Consider the following 16,004-nt stretch of genomic DNA (forward strand, 5'->3'; position numbering starts at 1 on the left):
CACTAAGGGGTTTTAGGGGTAAAGCCTGGCAGGGGCGAGCCGCCTGGCAAACCGCTGTCGGGATCGATCGCATACCATTTTTCCTGCTCCTTGATGGCCTTCAGCGTTACCTCATTAACCGTGCCCTCTACAGGCGTCATAGGCTTGGCATTCGCCTTTTTGAGCATCTCGGATACGGTGGGAGCAGCATCCTTGGCAAAGCGAGCCTTTGCGAAAAGATCAACAGGTACGAACACCCCCATCCCGATCCTGACGGGAACGCCCTTGTGCGAACGCCTTAGAAAATTTCCAAGTCGACTCGGGTGGTTCGGCAGACCAAAGAAGCCTTCACCCGGATTAAATATCCCACGCAGCAATGCAGTGCCTTCCTGGATAACAGAGACACGAAATGCCTGCTTGTTCAGGCGTGATGCAAACTTGATCGCCTTCCATGCTTTGCGGGCGGCCTGTAAACCTCCCGCGCCAATAAACAGCAACGTATCAATTGCCAAGCCTTTCAAGCCGTCCTTAATGTTGCCCTCATAGATGTCAACCAACGGGCCGATGAACGAAATCATCGACACCAGCGCGCGACCATTTTCTTTGTTCATTAGACGATTGACGTAGCCCCGGACGTTATCTTCACTGGGCAGCACTGCATTTGCATGATCAATGAGTGCCTGGCGATGCCCGCTATAGTTGCCTATGTAATTACCCGAAAGTATAACGTCGATAATCGCCTGGCTTTTGGCGGAGCCAAAGGTGTCAGGCACCCACTCATTGCGGTTGTCACCAGCCCCTTTCAAAGCCGACCCTGCCAGGGAAACCCCTACTTTGGAAATGATGACCTTCGACGAGTATTTGTCACGAGGGGCCTCCCCCGTGTGGTGTGCGTTGAAATCAAAAGGTTGTTGAGTGCCCCGCAAATACCGAAGTGTCTTCGTACCACTTCGCCAGGCGGACACGGTATCTTCTTCAATGACACCCCCATTCAGGTCCAATTTTTTTCCCGCCAAACTGGCCGTGCGATCAATAATCGTCCCGGACGTTGGGAAATACTCAAGCGTCCGAGTTTTTCCCTCGTATTTGATCCGCAGCAGCACCCCGTACCACCCCCGATTCTGGGCTACTTTATTTCCCTTGTTAGCGTCTTGGCTCTGCGTCTCTCCGGTTTCCCGACGCAGCCTATAGACCTGAACATCCCCCCACTCAATAGCCTGCCGAACGTCCAGAGGTAAGTCTGCAAGAGTCATCTTCATAAGCGAGGGCATCGCTCCCTTGACATCGCTTAGATATTGATTGACTGCGCCCCCGACCTGACCGGCAATAGGCTCAAGTGTCTTTATGCGGGCGTCAAATTGCGCTTGTGTAATCCGAGGATGGGTGAAGGAAAGCCAACTTTCATGCAGTTCCCCCGTTGCATACGCCTCAACCAACGTGAGCCACTTAGTATTTGTGCCGACACCTGAGAGGCTGTATTTAGTTGGGGGCTTCTTCACTTCGACAGTTTCTATCTCACTGTCAGTCAACTCAGGAAACGCCCGCTTCAGCGCCTTGATTGCCAGACTGCTACGGGTGGGCGGTGCAGTCCCCAGGGTGACCACGGATTGCTCGACCGCCTCGGAACGACGAGTAATGCCGTCAGACGCCAACTGGTAATCGCCGGGCGTATAGTTACCGTCGCTGCGTCGGGGCACAGTACCGGTCATGACCCCCACATCGAGCACCCGCTTAGCACCAAGCGCTATAGCCAGAGCTTGTTGTTGCGGCAGAACGGCCTCCTGGGTGGTCAGTGCTCCAAGCTCATTCAGGCTCATGCCGCGACTGGCTCCAGCGCCGCCCCACACGTCGGCCAATGCACTGCCCAGGCTAACCGTCATCCACGCCGGGCTGCCTATACGTATTTTTTCTGGAGACTGAAGTAGCGGCACAGGGAGTTTTGCTGACGCCTGCTGGTCCGGTTTCACCAGAAACTCAGGTGCGGCGTGTGCCAGGAACAGATGAGCCACCAACGGCGCAGCACGTACGCTCACGCCTTTTTTCTCGATCAAGTGTTTTTCAAAGTCTTTGCGTACAGCCCCCATCTCACGGCCCATATTGGCCGGAGTGTAAAATTGATAACCGGCGGCACTTCCCGGGGCAGCGGGAACATTAGGGTCAACACTGAGCATGATGGCGGAGGTCAGCAGACTTTTTCGCTCCGCGGCATCCATATCGTCATCACCCTCTCCCTTATACCAACCCAACGCCTGGGCGAGTTCCCGCCCCCACTGCTGGGCCTGCGGGGTGTTGAGTAATTCGTCCCAGATCTGGTCTGCCTTGGCTGCTGTTTCCTGCGGGTCGACTTGAGTCACGATCCGACGACCCAATTCGATCCCTATCGTATTAGCTCCATACTTCTGATTCGTCGCCAACGAAATCAACGTACTTTTGTCGCTAGCCGACAAGGTGCCCGCAGCCCACTCCTGAGGAAGTAATTTCGCATAATTGCCGACAGGCGTCGTCGGGGCGAATTGGGTGCGCAACCATTTGGCAGCGGCGCGAGCCTGCCCTGCTGTGTCGAGTGCATCCAGGCCCATCGACCTCGCGACTTGCCGCAGATCGTGGCGATCGTCTGAGTAGAGCGCGTTACCCGTCTGTTCGCTCAGCACGACAACTGCCGCCAATGCGTCTTTCAACGGCTGGCTCCAACTATCACTGACAGCTACATCCAGCCACTGATTTGGGGTCAGTTGCAGCACTTGCAGGCGACCTTCGCTGATACGAACCGTCTGGTCCGGCAATGTTTGCCCCAGCTCCGCCAGCACACCCTGCATTTCAGGAAGTGCCATCAGCTCGGCCAAGCGCCTGCGGGCCTCTTGATCGCTCTTCAACGGGTTTGTTCGTGAGACCTCGAATTCGGTACCCGCTAACGATAATGGCCCATTGTCCGCAACGCCCTTCGCCGCGCGCTCCAAAGCGTCTGCGAGATTTTCTCGATCATCGAGCTCATTGATCCCCCGCTTTGACCATTCAAACCTGAGTTGGTGATTGCGTGTTTCTGCTGCAGACAGCGCGGGCCAGCCTGCCACCAGACTTGTCACAAGCGCACTCGCCTGATCCTCGGTATAAGGCGCACTGACGCCATAAAACAAGCTCGCCACATTCCGCGAAACTTGCTGGCTGTTCATAGACACATAAGGCACACCCTTGTGCTTGGGGTCTAACGCCTCAAGCGCTTGCATCACGCGCGCCGATACCTGCCACCAGCCGGAAGTGTCTTGCAGGGTGAATGTCTGAGGAGAGGTCACTCCATTCTGGGTAACAAGGCCCGATACGCTGTTTTTGCCGATAGTCACCGACTCCAGGGAAAAACCCTTGCTCCTCAGCCAGGCTAAAACCTCGGGCTGATTCACCACGCGCTTGTAGATTTCGAACGGCTGAGAAATCAGAGACTGCTCGGGCACGGTCACCAGCGAATCCGACACACTGCCCATCTTCGCAATCAACTGCGCCTGAAGGGTTTTATCGGTATCGGCGGAATGAGAGTGCGGGCCCGCCCACATGCCCAGCGTGTTGCGCGCAGGTTTGTCAGACGTGCTCACAATCGCGCGTTTCTCGCGCCGGGCAGCGACAGGGTCGGCGTCATCAGAAGGTTCCTCGAATCGCCCGGGCGATCTCAGGCCTCCACGTGTTTCGATGGACGGGAACACGGGCAGTCGTTTTTGATCGTCTGTCGGTGCAAGCGACGGGGAGCCGCCCAGGCTTTGGCTTGCAGGTTGGGGAGGCTCGGAGGATGGAGCGAATGTGGAAGGTGAGTTATCCGCGGTCGATGGGTACCCACTCTGAGGCTTGGCGTACGGCATAAGGGAAATTGGCATCATCAATCCTCTGCAACAGAGCCACTGAAAAGTGTCCTCGTCCTAAGAACCGTTGCAGCCAAACTAGGAAAAAAATCCCGCACCCTCTATAAGAAAGTTCCTATCCGCCCATTGAAAAATCCAGGCAGCCGAAGACCGCCCACCGTTTTTTGTAGGTCTACAGTCAATGGTGGTGACAGGATCAAGGTGTCCGACTTCATCGCCAAATATGAAGGCACGGGGTACGCCGTCACCACGCTGGCGTTTTTCCTTTCGCCTTTTGCCTGTGCAGGTCTTCTTAAGCAAGCGTGGGAAAACGGCAAAGTACTCTGTGGTGTCAGTGCCGGAGCCATTTGCTGGCTTGGCGCGGGGCACTCTGATTAAAGCGCGCCTATGCAGTCGACGATGGCGTTGCTTTGCATTTCAAAAATGGCAAATACCACTGGATGATCTTCAGCCGAACGATCGAATATGCGCCGCCAGCTGCGCCAATTCGGCATCATCGGCCCGCACAAAATCGTGGGATGAGATGTAACCCTCATACGCCTCAAAAAACTTATCCACCTTGGAACTGATAGGCTTGAACGCACTGTCCTGCCCCGTGCCATGCATGGGAAACAGCTTCGCGTGCAAGTGATCCACCCCATAGCCTTCCAGCATCATCCCCGTGCGTGCCACGTCAGGAAACGCCCGGTCAATCTGCAGCGCCGCCTTCTTGGAGGCCACGATCAGCGCCGACAACACCGCATCCGACTGCGCGAACGCGTAGCTGCCGTAATGCTGTTTGGGGATCACCACGCTGAAACCCGGTGTGTTCGGGAAGATCGACAGGAACGCCATGTGGTGTTCGTCCTCCCATAGAATGTGGGCTGGAGAGGTCTTTCGGACAATGCTGCAAAAAATACAATCCATTTAGATATCCGCCGGTTTCTTCATGAGTTTGGTCGTGGCGGTCATCTAAAACCATGGTTCGGCGGGCGTCAAAACAAATGTATTTTCTGCAAGCCCCTAGGAAATAGCCCCCTCAGCGGCATGAATCGCCATCAAAGGCGGTGCGACGGTTGAGCAGTTGGCGGGTATTGCAGCGTTTGGGATACAGTCGGTGGGTGCAAAGCTGCCAATGACTATGTGTTTAAGGAGGTCTACGTCTAATGGATATCAAATGCTCCGTCTTTATCGCAGTAAGCCTCGACGGTTTTATTGCTCGGCCAGACGGTGACATCGAGTGGTTGCACCGGCCGGAGTACGAAGCTGCGCAGCTGAACGGCGTGACGTATGAAAGCTTCATCGCCACGGTCGATGCGCTGGTGATGGGCCGTAAAACCCTGGAGAAAGTCTTATCCTTCCCGGAATGGCCCTATGAAGGCACGCCTGTCATCGCCCTCTCGCACCAATCATTCGAGCTACCTGCGCATGTGCGAGGCAAGGTTGAGATGATGTCAGCGGGCGTAACCACCCTCGTGGAACAGTTAGCCGAGCGCGGTATGAAACACCTCTATATCGACGGAGGCCAAACGATCCAGGCGTTTCTTGAAGCAGGCCTGATCGATGAGTTGATCATCACCCGTATTCCGGTGTTGTTGGGCCAAGGGCTGCCCTTGTTCAGCCAGGTCGGCAGTGAGCGTGAACTGCGCCATGTCGGCACGTATGTGTCGGACAATGGGTTTGTGCAGAGCACGTATCAGGTCGCCTGAATCAGCCTGACGCTCAGATTCGGGCAGCTCAAGACAACCGGAGGCCACCGTGGATAAGCACATCATTGTTATGGGTGGCGAATCCCCCGAGGACATGACGCGCATGACGCGTATTGACGAACAGATCGTCTCGTCTTCGGGCAAATCACATCCCACCGTTCTGTATATCTCTACCGCCAATGGCGATGACAGGGTCAAGATTTCCGACTTTATCGCCAAATACGAAGGCGCGGGTTGCGCCGTCACCACGCTGACGTTTTTCATCTCGCCGTTTCCCAGCGCAGAGCATATTTCGTCGTTGTTTGAACAGGCCGATATCGTTTATGTGCCAGGTGGGAATACGCGAGCCATGTTGGCTATCTGGCGCGAGTTTGGCGTTGCAGAGCTTCTTAAGGCGGCGTGGGAAGACGGCAAAGTGCTGTGTGGTGTCAGTGCCGGGGCCATTTGCTGGTTTGACTATGGGCACTCTGACTCAGGGGGGGCCTTCGCGCTGGTCGAGGGTTTGGGCTTACTTCCTGGAGCGTTGTGTCCCCACTTCAGCTCAGAGGCAGGAAGGGAAGCATCGTTTGTCGAGCTTGTTCGTCTTCAGGGTATACGGCCTGCGTACGCGGTAGATGATGGCGTTGCTCTGCATTTCAAAGAAGGCAAATACCACCAGACGATCCATGACGGCGCAGCGGGCAGCGCTTATGAAGTCAGCACGTCCGGGGCGTACCTGACACTCCGATAGCGATAGTGAAGCGGTTGATCGTTCCCACGCTCCGCCTGGGAATGCATCCCGTGACGCTCCGCGTCACCGTATTCAGGGTTTGAGGCGTTCGCTAAAAGCGCGACGCAGAGCGTCCGGGGCGGCATTCCCACGCAGAGCGTGGGAACGATCCAAAAAAAACGCCCCGAACCAGTCGGGGCGTTTTTTATTCAGCGGGTAAATCAGGCTTGATCAGCCAACCGCCACGTCGTCCCACCCTTGCCGTCTTCCAACACCACACCCATCGCGGTCAGTTGGTCACGAACCCGGTCGGACTCCGCCCAATCTTTATTAGCCCGAGCAGCCAAACGCGCCTGAATCAGCGCATCAACCTCAGCCGCATCCACACGCCCTTCAGCGCCCGCTTGCAGGAAGTCATCGGCTTCCATCTGCAGAACACCCAAGACGCTAGCCAGCTCTTTCAAGCGCGCCGCAAGCCCCGCCGCTGCGTCGAGATCCGTCTCACGCAAGCGGTTGATCTCACGCACCATCTCAAACAGCACCGCGCAGGCTTCCGGTGTGCCGAAGTCGTCGTTCATGACTTGGGTAAACCGCGCAACGAACGCTTCACCGCCCGCAGGCGCCACGGCCGGCAAGCCTTTCAACGCATGATAGAAACGCTCCAGGGCGCCTTTGGCGTCCTTGAGGTTGTCTTCCGAGTAGTTGATCGCGCTGCGGTAGTGGCTGGACACCAGCAGGTAACGCACCACTTCCGGATGGTACTTTTCCAGCACGTCGCGAATGGTGAAGAAGTTGTTCAAGGACTTGGACATCTTCTCGCCATTGATGCGGATCATGCCGCAGTGCATCCAGGCATTGGCGTAGGTCTTGCCGGTGGCGGCTTCGCTTTGGGCGATTTCGTTTTCGTGGTGCGGGAACTCGAGGTCGCTGCCGCCGCCATGAATGTCGAAGGTGTCACCCAGGCAGCAGGTCGACATCACCGAGCATTCGATGTGCCAGCCCGGACGCCCGGCGCCCCATGGCGACTCCCAGCTCGGCTCGCCGGGCTTGGTGCCTTTCCACAGCACGAAGTCGAGCGGGTCTTGCTTGGCTTCGTCGACTTCAATACGCGCACCAATGCGCAAGTCTTCGATTTTCTTACGCGACAGCTTGCCGTAGCCCATGAACTTAGCGACACGGTAGTACACGTCGCCATTGCCCGGAGCGTAGGCGTAACCCTTGTCGATCAGGGTCTGGATCATCGCGTGCATGCCAGGGATATGATCCGTGGCGCGCGGTTCCATGTCCGGCTTGAGGATGTTGAGGCGCGCCTCGTCCTCATGCATGGCGGCGATCATGCGCTCGGTCAGCGCGTCGAACGACTCGCCGTTTTCGTTGGCACGGTTGATGATCTTGTCGTCGATGTCGGTAATGTTGCGCACATACGTCAAGTCATAGCCGCTGAAACGCAACCAGCGGGTCACCAGGTCGAAGGCAACCATGCTGCGGCCGTGGCCGATGTGGCAGTAGTCGTACACGGTCATGCCGCACACGTACATGCGCACCTTGTTGCCATCCAGGGGCTTGAAGACTTCTTTGGTCTTGCTGAGCGTGTTGTAGATCGTTAGCACGTTGAATCCCTTAAGACTTAATCACTGGCCCCACGAATCACGCAAGGTCACGGTACGGTTGAATACCGGCTGACCAGGTTTGGAGTCCTTGATATCCGCGCAGAAGTAACCTTCGCGCTCGAACTGGAAACGGTCTTCCGGCTGTGCGTCGCCAAGCGATGGCTCGGCACGACAACCGGTGAGAACTTGCAGCGAGTCAGGGTTGATGTTGTCCAGGAAGCTGGCGCTGTCTTCGGCCTTCTCAGGGTTCGGCGAGCGGAACAGACGATCGTACAGACGTACTTCGCACTCGATGCTGGCAGCGGCCGGCACCCAGTGCACCACGCCCTTGACCTTACGGCCTTCAGGGTTCTTGCCCAATGTTTCTGGGTCGTACGAGCAGCGCAGTTCAACGATGTTGCCATCGGCGTCCTTGATTGCTTCATCGGCACGGATCACGTAGCTGCCGCGCAGGCGCACTTCGCCATTCGGCTCCAGGCGCTTGTAGCCTTTTGGCGGCTCTTCCATGAAGTCATCGCGGTCGATGTAGATTTCACGCGCGAACGGCAGCTTGCGCACGCCGAGTTCTTCTTTCTGCGGATGACGCGGCAGTTCGAGGTTGTCGACCTTGTCTTGCGGGTAGTTGGTGATCACGACTTTCAACGGACGCAGCACGCACATGGCGCGCGGGGCGTTCGCGTCGAGGTCCTGGCGGATGCTGAACTCGAGCATGCCGAAATCGACCACGCCGTCGGAACGGTTGGTGCCGACCATGTCGCAGAAGTTACGGATCGACGCCGGGGTGTAGCCGCGGCGGCGGAAGCCCGACAGCGTCGACATGCGTGGGTCGTCCCAGCCAAACACGTGCTTTTCATCGACCAGTTGCTTGAGCTTGCGCTTGCTGGTGATGGTGTAGTTCAGGTTCAGGCGGCTGAATTCGTACTGACGCGGGTGCGCCGGTACCGGCAGGCTGTCAAGGAACCATTCGTACAGCGGGCGATGGCTTTCGAACTCCAGGGTGCAGATCGAGTGGGTGATGCCTTCGATGGCGTCCGACTGACCGTGGGTGAAGTCGTAGTTCGGGTAGATGCACCACTTGTCACCGGTCTGGTGGTGGTGGGCATGGCGGATGCGGTACATGATCGGGTCGCGCAGGTTCATGTTCGGCGAGGCCATGTCGATCTTGGCGCGCAGTACACGGGCACCGTCCGGGAACTCACCGGCGCGCATGCGGGCAAACCAGTCCAGGTTCTCTTCGACCGAACGGTCGCGGAACGGGCTGTTCTTGCCAGGCTCAGTCAGGTTGCCACGGTATTCCTTGGCTTGTTCCGGGCTCAGGTCGTCAACGTAGGCCTTGCCAGCCTTGATCAACTCCACTGCCCAGTCGAACAGCTGGTCGAAATACTTGGACGCATAGCGCACTTCACCGGACCATTCGAAGCCCAGCCACTTGATGTCGCTTTCGATGGCGTCGATGTATTCCTGGTCTTCCTTGGCCGGGTTGGTGTCGTCGAAACGCAGGTGCGTAACGCCACCGAACTCCTGGGCCAGGCCGAAGTTCACACAGATCGACTTGGCGTGACCGATGTGCAGGTAGCCGTTGGGCTCTGGCGGGAAGCGGGTGACGATCTGCGTGTGCTTGCCCGAATCCAGGTCCGCCTGGATGATCGGGCGCAGGAAATTGACCGGGACGGCAGGTCCGGCCTTGGAATTCGAGGTAGTGTCGACAGTGGGCTTGCTCATAGGATCCTTGAACAGACAGGTTCGTGGCCGGGTGGGGCCAGATAAAACAAAGGGCTCATAATAGCCGAAGCAGTCAAGACACTGACAGGCCACGACCAAAAACTGCTGCTTTAATTACTGCTTTAATGACAGGAGCGGTAAAAAACCACCTCGAAATTCCTGCTGGTCACGCTAAACTGCGCGCCTTGGCACACATTCAGCCAAACCGGTAGCGGCGCCCAGGCGTCCAAACCCACGAATTCCCTGAAAAGAGTAGTGAACATGACTCAAGTCAAACTGACCACCAACCACGGTGACATCGTCATCGAGCTGAACGCCGAGAAAGCGCCGATCACCGTCGCCAACTTCATCGAATACGTGAATGCTGGCCACTACGAAAACACCGTTTTCCACCGTGTCATCGGCAACTTCATGGTCCAGGGCGGCGGTTTCGAGCCTGGCATGAAAGAAAAGAAAGACAAGCGTCCAAGCATCCAGAACGAAGCGGACAACGGCCTTTCCAACGACAAATACACTGTCGCCATGGCCCGTACCATGGAGCCGCATTCGGCCTCCGCACAGTTCTTCATCAACGTGGCCGACAACGCCTTCCTGAACCACAGCGGCAAGAACGTGCAGGGTTGGGGCTACGCCGTGTTCGGTAAAGTCACCGAAGGCCAGGACGTCGTTGACAAGATCAAAGGCGTGCAGACCACCGGTAAAGCCGGTCACCAGGATGTTCCGGTAGAAGACGTTATCGTCGAGAAAGCCGAGATCGTTGGGTGATATTGCTGATTTCAGATTTGCATCTGGAAGAGGGGCGCCCGGATATAACCCGGGCGTTTCTGGATTTGCTCCACGGCCGCGCCCGTGGCGCCCAGGCGTTGTACATTCTGGGGGACTTTTTTGAAGCCTGGATTGGCGACGATGGGATGACACCGTTCCAGCGTTCGATTTGCGCGGCGCTGCGCGAGCTGAGCGACAGCGGCACCCCCATTTTCATCATGCACGGCAACCGCGACTTCCTGATCGGCAAGGCGTTCTGCAAAGCCGCAGGCGCCACCTTGCTCAAGGACCCGAGTGTCGTGCAGCTCGCAGGCGAGCCTGTGCTGTTGATGCACGGCGACAGCCTCTGCACCCGCGACGTCGGCTATATGAAGCTGCGGCGGGTCCTGCGTAACCCGATAGTGCTGTTTATCCTGCGGCACCTGCCCTTGCGCACCCGGCACGCGCTGGCGCGCAAGCTGCGCAGCGAGAGCAGCGCCCAGGTACGCATGAAGGCCAACGACATTGTGGATGTGACACCCGAGGAAGTGCCGCGGGTGATGCAGCAATTTGGCGTACGCACCCTGGTCCACGGCCACACGCACCGCCCCGCCATTCATAAGTTGCAGATTGGTGACCAGGCGGCCAAGCGTATTGTGCTGGGGGATTGGGACAAGCAGGGCTGGGCGTTGCAGGTGGATGAGCAAGGGTTTCAGTTGGCGGCGTTTGACTTCGTCAACCCGCAGCTGGCGTTGCCCGGGGCCTGAATCCCACAACACACATCAAATGTGCAAGCAGGCTTTTGTGGGAGCTGGCTTGCCTGCGATAGCATCGCCTCGGTGTATCTGATGTACCAAGGTGCCTGCATCGCAGGCAAGCCAGCTCACACACTTGATTGCATTTCACACTTTGCAGATCAGTGCCCGGACGCCTCCGGCCCCGCCTTCGCCGCAAACGGCGGCTTGGCCAGCCACACAATCACGATCAAGCCCATGAACATCCACCCCAGCAACGTGAAGTAATCCACGGTGGACATCATGTACGCCTGGCTGGTGAGGATCTGGTCCAGCTGCGCATAGGCCTTGTGCCCTGCCCCACCGAGCGCCTGCAAAGCATCGCGGGTCGCCGAGTCGTAGGTGGTCATGTTCTCGCTCATGTACGCATGGTGCTGGTCCGCGCGGCGAATCCAGATCCAGGTGGTCAACGACGCCGCAAAACTACCGCCCAAGGTCCGCAGGAAGGTCGCAAGACCCGCGCCATCGGCAATTTGGGCCGGCGGCAAGTCGGACATCAAGATGCTCAAGGTCGGCATGAAGAACAGCGCCACGCCAATCCCCATGAACAACTGCACCAAGGCGATGTGGGTGAAGTCCACCTCGTTGGTGAAACCGGCGCGCATGAAACAGCTCAAGCCAATCGCCAGGAACGCCAGGCCCGCCAGCAAGCGCAGGTCGAACTTGTGCGCGTACTTGCCGACAAACGGCGACATCAGCACCGGCAGAATGCCAATCGGCGCCACCGCCAGGCCGGCCCAGGTGGCGGTGTAGCCCATCTGGGTTTGCAGCCATTGCGGCAGGATCAGGTTGATGCCGAAGAACCCCGCATAACCCAGCACCAACACGATGGTGCCGATGCGAAAGTTGCGGTAGGCAAACAACCGCAAGTTGACCACCGGGTGCTTATCGGTCATTTCCCAAATGACGAACACCGCCAGGGCTATCGCCGAAATCACTGCACCAATGATGATGAAGTTGGATTCGAACCAGTCCAGGTCGTTGCCCTTGTCGAGGATGATCTGCAAGGCGCCGACACCGACGATCAAGCTCAGCAGGCCGACGTAATCCATCGGCTGGTAGCTGGTGACCACCGGGCGTTTCTTCAGCTGCGAACGCACCACCATCACCGCAAAGATGCCGATGGGCACGTTGATAAAGAAGATCCACGGCCAGCTGTAGCTGTCGGTGATCCAGCCGCCGAGGATCGGGCCGGCAATCGGCGCCACCACCGTGACCATCGCCAGTAACGCCAGGGCCATGCCGCGCCTCGCAGGCGGGTAGACCGCGATCAGCAACGTCTGGGTCATCGGGTACAACGGCCCGGCGACCAAACCTTGCAGTACCCGAAAGCCGATCAGCTCGGGCATCGAGGTGGAAATACCGCAGAGGAACGATGCCAGCACAAACAGGATGGTCGCCCACAAAAACAGCTTCACCTCACCAAAGCGCCGGCTCAACCAGCCGGTGAGTGGCAAGGCGATGGCGTTGCTCACCGCAAACGAGGTGATCACCCAGGTGCCCTGCTCCGAACTCACGCCGAGGTTGCCGGAAATGGTCGGCAACGCCACGTTGGCGATGGTGGTGTCGAGCACCTGCATAAAGGTCGCCAGCGACAGGCCAATAGTGGCCATCAAGAGGCTGGGTGGCGTGAACGAGGCGTTATTGCTCATCAGCGTTGCACAGCCTTAGGCGCGGCGAGGCTGTTGTCATGGATCAACTGGGTGATCATGGCATCGGCTTCGGCCAATTGGCGGTCATACACGTTGGTGGTGAACGAGGCCTTTTGCGGCGCCTGTTGCGCCAGCACTGGGCCGCTCTTATCGTGCAGGTCCACATTGACCAGGGTGCTCAAGCCTACGCGCAGCGGGTGCTTGGCCAGTTCTTCGGCGTTGATGTGGATACGCACAGGCACCCGTTGCACGATCTTGATCCAGTTACCGGTGGCGTTCTGCGCCGGCAGCAGGGCAAACGCGCTGCCGGTACCGGCGCCCAGGCTGTCCACGGTGCCGCTGAACTTCACGTCACTGCCGTAGATGTCCGACTCGATGTCCACCGGCTGACCAATACGCATATCGCGCAGCTGGGTTTCCTTGAAGTTGGCATCGATCCACAGCTGGTCCAGCGGGATCACCGCCATCAACGCGGTGCCCGGCTGCACGCGTTGGCCCAGTTGCACGGTGCGCTTGGCCACGTAACCGGTGACCGGTGCGATCAAGGTACTGCGCGCGTTGGCCAGGTAAGCCTGGCGCAGTTGCGCGGCGGCGGCCTGCACGTCCGGGTGCGACGAAATCACCGTGTCGTCCACCAGCGCGCTGGAGGTCTTCAATTGCTGCTGTACGTTGGCCAGGGCGTTTTGTGCCGAGGTCAGGTCGTCACGGGCATGGGACAGTTCTTCCTGGGAAATCGCGCCGCCGGCGGCGAGGTTCTTACGACGGTTGTAGTTGTCCTGGGCCTTTTGCACGTTGGCCTGCTGGGCCAGCACTTGGGCTTTCATGCCATCCACGTTGCTGTACAAGCCCCGCACTTGGCGCACAGTGCGCGCCAGGTTGGCCTGGGCACTTTGCAGGCCGACCGCGGCATCATTCGGGTCGAAGTTGATCAGCACCTGGCCTTCGTGGACCAAATCGCCATCGTCGGCGCCGATGCTGACCACGGTGCCGGTGACCAGCGGGGTGATTTCCACCACGTTGCCGTTCACATAGGCATCGTCGGTGCTTTCGTTGAAACGCCCGTAAAGCTCATACCAGGCCCACACGCCGATGACGCCGAGAATGACGATCAGCGCCAGGCTGAGCAGCATGATTTTGCGTTTGCGCGGGTTGTTGTCTTTGGGTTGCTCTGTTGCGTTAGTGTTTTCGGCAGTGGCCATCACAAATACCTCAAATTATTCCGTGCGTGTAGCGGGGGTGGTTACGGCCACGTTATCGGCGTTGAACCCGCCACCCAGGGCTTGCATCAATTGAATCGACAGGTCGATCTGCGCAGCATTCAGGGTCGCCAACTGACGCTGGGCCTGCAGCAATTGCTGCTCGATACTGAGTACATCCAGGTAATTCCCGATCCCTGAGCTATAGCGCTGAACCCCGGTGTCGTAGGACTGCTGGGCAATGTCCGCAGCGTGTTGCTGGGCCTGGATCTGCCGACCGGTATCACGCAATTGCGAGAGGGTGTTGCCGATATCGCCCAAGGCTTGCACCAGGGTTTTGTTGTACTGGGCCACGGCCAGGTCGTAATCAGCGTCGCGCGCATCGAGGTCGGCGCGCAGGCGGCCGCCATCGAAGATCGGCAACGAAATGGTCGGCGCAATGCTGAAGAACCGGCTGGCCGAACCAAACATTGCATCGCCCAGCAACGACTCGGCCCCGGCGCTCGCGCTCAGGTTGAGGTTGGGGTAAAAACGGGTTTTGCTCGCGGCGACGTTCTTGCTCGCCGCCTCCACCCGCCAGCGTGCGGCGATCAAGTCCGGGCGACGGCCCAACAGCTCGGCCGGCAGCACCGAAGGCACGGCGACGGCGCTGGGCTTCAACACATTCGGGCGGCTGAGCTCGTTGCCACGGTCGGGGCCTTTGCCGAGCAACACGGCGAGGGCGATCTTGGCGCTTTGCAGTTGTTTTTCCGCATCGATCAATTGCGACTGGGAGCTGGCTTCCAGGCTTTCGGTCTGCTGGTACTGGTACTGGCTGTCGATGCCGGAACTCAGGCGGCGCTTACTCAACTCGAGCATCTGGCGGGTTCGCTTGAGGTCGTCGGTGGCCAGGTCCCGCACGATGTGCGCCTGACCCAAGTCGCTGTAGGCCTTGGCCACGTTGGCGGCCAGAGTCAGGCGCGCGGCTTGCTGATCGACTTCGGCGGCACGCGCCTGGCCCAAGGCCGCTTCCCAGGCGGCGCGCTGGCCACCCCAGAGGTCAAAGTTGTAGTTGAAGCTGGCGCCGATGTTACGCACGGTGGCGTAGGCATCGCCCTGCCCCAGCGGGTCCTGGTCTTTGGCCAGGCGCGAACGGCTCACGCCGGCGCTGGCATCCAGGGTCGGCATGCGTGCGGCATCGGCAGCATAGGCCGCCGCTTGCGCCTGATGGGCACGGGCGCTGGCGACTTGCATGTCCGGGCTGTTTTGCAGGGCTTCGTGGATCAGGCCGTCGAGCTGTGGGTCACCGAGGCTTTTCCACCAATCAGCAGTGGGCCAGGCGGCGCTGGACAAGGTCACGCCGCTCAAGGATTTGCCGGTTTGCAGCGTGTTAGCGTCGAGGCGTTGGCCTTGGGTGTCGAGGCCGCTGAAGTTGGCACAACCGGCCATGCTCATCGCCATCAGCACCAGGCTAACTGCGCGTGTGTTCATTGATTACCTACCCGCTGGATGACGATGGCGTCACCGGCAGCTACCAGAATTTTCGTGAGGATTTTTTCCAGGGTTTGCAACTCGCCGGGCTCTAGGGCGCCGGCCAGTTCGTTCATCGACTGCGCGCCGATGTGCGGCAGCATGTCCGCCAAGCGTTGGCCGTCTTCGGTGAGTACCAACTGCACCTGACGCCGGTCTTGCTCGGAACGCCTGCGCGCCAGCAGGCCCTTTTGCTCCAGGCGGTCGAGCATGCGGGTCATGGAACCGCTGTCCAGCGACAGGTTGCGGCACAGCTCGGCCGGGGTGTCGACGTCAAACTGGGCAATGATGATCAACACCTTGAACTGTGCGGCGGTGACGCCGTGGGGTTCCATGTGGGTGTCGATAATGCGGTCTTTGAGCAGCGCCGCCCGGCCCAGCAACAGGCCGAGATGGCAGTTGCGAAAGCTGTCAGGGGTGAAGTGGGTCATCGAAAGTCACCTTATTACTGCCTAGGCAGTGAATGTGTGACAAGATGTTACTGCTTAGGCAGCGAATGTCAAATGGAATTATTAGCTTGCTTGCTAATTTGGCGGCAGGTGGGCTGTAGTCCAAA

General features: G+C 58.6%; 13 protein-coding genes. 5 read left to right on the forward strand and 8 right to left on the reverse strand.

Annotated elements, in window-relative coordinates; genetic code table 11:
* Window positions 1-2: 2 nt before the first annotated feature.
* On the reverse strand, window positions 3-3,671 hold the full coding sequence (locus ACI77I_RS14145) for a hypothetical protein (RefSeq protein WP_406997802.1): 3,669 nt from the start codon (window positions 3,669-3,671) through the stop codon (window positions 3-5).
* A gap of 354 nt (window positions 3,672-4,025) precedes the next feature.
* Between ACI77I_RS14145 and ACI77I_RS14150 the strand changes: the two genes are divergently transcribed.
* Window positions 4,026-4,202 (forward strand): Type 1 glutamine amidotransferase-like domain-containing protein, encoded by a 177-nt coding sequence (locus ACI77I_RS14150; protein WP_242150680.1) that lies wholly within the window; start codon window positions 4,026-4,028, stop codon window positions 4,200-4,202.
* Between the two features lie 69 nt (window positions 4,203-4,271).
* Here the strand turns inward: ACI77I_RS14150 and ACI77I_RS14155 are convergent, their stop codons facing one another.
* Window positions 4,272-4,730: an HIT family protein gene (locus ACI77I_RS14155; protein ID WP_242150683.1), complete on the reverse strand. Its 459-nt coding sequence runs from the start codon at window positions 4,728-4,730 to the stop codon at window positions 4,272-4,274.
* Between the two features lie 239 nt (window positions 4,731-4,969).
* Here ACI77I_RS14155 and ACI77I_RS14160 point away from each other — a divergent pair, with 239 nt between their 5' ends.
* On the forward strand, window positions 4,970-5,512 hold the full coding sequence (locus tag ACI77I_RS14160) for a dihydrofolate reductase family protein (RefSeq protein ID WP_094952910.1): 543 nt from the start codon (window positions 4,970-4,972) through the stop codon (window positions 5,510-5,512).
* Between the two features lie 49 nt (window positions 5,513-5,561).
* Window positions 5,562-6,242 (forward strand): Type 1 glutamine amidotransferase-like domain-containing protein, encoded by a 681-nt coding sequence (locus ACI77I_RS14165; RefSeq protein ID WP_406997804.1) that lies wholly within the window; start codon window positions 5,562-5,564, stop codon window positions 6,240-6,242.
* Window positions 6,243-6,442: 200 nt separating this feature from the next.
* Here the strand turns inward: ACI77I_RS14165 and cysS are convergent, their stop codons facing one another.
* Together cysS and ACI77I_RS14175 are read right to left on the reverse strand one after the other, a co-directional pair.
* Window positions 6,443-7,831 carry a cysteine--tRNA ligase gene (cysS, locus tag ACI77I_RS14170; RefSeq protein ID WP_094952912.1) on the reverse strand — a complete coding sequence of 463 codons (1,389 nt, stop codon included), beginning with the start codon at window positions 7,829-7,831 and terminating at the stop codon, window positions 6,443-6,445.
* A 21-nt stretch (window positions 7,832-7,852) separates the two neighbouring features.
* Window positions 7,853-9,553 (reverse strand): glutamine--tRNA ligase/YqeY domain fusion protein, encoded by a 1,701-nt coding sequence (locus tag ACI77I_RS14175; protein ID WP_094952913.1) that lies wholly within the window; start codon window positions 9,551-9,553, stop codon window positions 7,853-7,855.
* A gap of 261 nt (window positions 9,554-9,814) precedes the next feature.
* On the opposite strand from ACI77I_RS14175, the gene ACI77I_RS14180 reads away from it, so the two are divergent.
* Window positions 9,815-10,318: a peptidylprolyl isomerase gene (locus tag ACI77I_RS14180; protein ID WP_016977438.1), complete on the forward strand. Its 504-nt coding sequence runs from the start codon at window positions 9,815-9,817 to the stop codon at window positions 10,316-10,318.
* Window positions 10,315-11,064 carry a UDP-2,3-diacylglucosamine diphosphatase gene (gene lpxH, locus ACI77I_RS14185; protein ID WP_094952914.1) on the forward strand — a complete coding sequence of 250 codons (750 nt, stop codon included), beginning with the start codon at window positions 10,315-10,317 and terminating at the stop codon, window positions 11,062-11,064. The genes ACI77I_RS14180 and lpxH overlap by 4 nt, the downstream gene beginning before the upstream one ends.
* Window positions 11,065-11,213: 149 nt before the next feature.
* Here lpxH and ACI77I_RS14190 read toward each other — a convergent pair whose 3' ends face one another.
* From ACI77I_RS14190 to ACI77I_RS14205, 4 genes are read right to left on the reverse strand one after another with little or no spacing between them, the layout of a single operon-like run.
* Window positions 11,214-12,743 (reverse strand): DHA2 family efflux MFS transporter permease subunit, encoded by a 1,530-nt coding sequence (locus ACI77I_RS14190; RefSeq protein ID WP_242150690.1) that lies wholly within the window; start codon window positions 12,741-12,743, stop codon window positions 11,214-11,216.
* Complete coding sequence (locus ACI77I_RS14195) at window positions 12,743-13,942, reverse strand: efflux RND transporter periplasmic adaptor subunit (RefSeq protein WP_406997805.1); 1,200 nt, start codon at window positions 13,940-13,942, stop codon at window positions 12,743-12,745. Before ACI77I_RS14195 ends, ACI77I_RS14190 begins: the two co-directional genes overlap by 1 nt.
* A gap of 15 nt (window positions 13,943-13,957) precedes the next feature.
* Complete coding sequence (locus tag ACI77I_RS14200) at window positions 13,958-15,409, reverse strand: efflux transporter outer membrane subunit (RefSeq protein WP_406997806.1); 1,452 nt, start codon at window positions 15,407-15,409, stop codon at window positions 13,958-13,960.
* A complete protein-coding gene (locus ACI77I_RS14205; protein WP_094952918.1) occupies window positions 15,406-15,879 on the reverse strand; it encodes a MarR family winged helix-turn-helix transcriptional regulator in 474 nt (157 codons plus the stop codon). The genes ACI77I_RS14200 and ACI77I_RS14205 overlap by 4 nt, the downstream gene beginning before the upstream one ends.
* Between the last annotated feature and the right edge of the window lie 125 nt (window positions 15,880-16,004).

Source organism: Pseudomonas sp. D47, assembly GCF_045447305.1.
In the GTDB taxonomy this organism is placed as follows: Bacteria; Pseudomonadota; Gammaproteobacteria; order Pseudomonadales; family Pseudomonadaceae; genus Aquipseudomonas.

Coding starts and splice junctions, on each gene's coding strand:
- ACI77I_RS14205 (WP_094952918.1), bottom strand. CDS start 15,879: ATGACCCACTTCACCCCTGACAGCTTTCGCAACTGCCATCTCGGCCTG.
- ACI77I_RS14190 (WP_242150690.1), bottom strand. CDS start 12,743: ATGAGCAATAACGCCTCGTTCACGCCACCCAGCCTCTTGATGGCCACT.
- ACI77I_RS14160 (WP_094952910.1), top strand. CDS start 4,970: ATGGATATCAAATGCTCCGTCTTTATCGCAGTAAGCCTCGACGGTTTT.
- ACI77I_RS14175 (WP_094952913.1), bottom strand. CDS start 9,553: ATGAGCAAGCCCACTGTCGACACTACCTCGAATTCCAAGGCCGGACCT.
- ACI77I_RS14195 (WP_406997805.1), bottom strand. CDS start 13,942: ATGGCCACTGCCGAAAACACTAACGCAACAGAGCAACCCAAAGACAAC.
- ACI77I_RS14155 (WP_242150683.1), bottom strand. CDS start 4,730: ATGGATTGTATTTTTTGCAGCATTGTCCGAAAGACCTCTCCAGCCCAC.
- ACI77I_RS14200 (WP_406997806.1), bottom strand. CDS start 15,409: ATGAACACACGCGCAGTTAGCCTGGTGCTGATGGCGATGAGCATGGCC.
- ACI77I_RS14180 (WP_016977438.1), top strand. CDS start 9,815: ATGACTCAAGTCAAACTGACCACCAACCACGGTGACATCGTCATCGAG.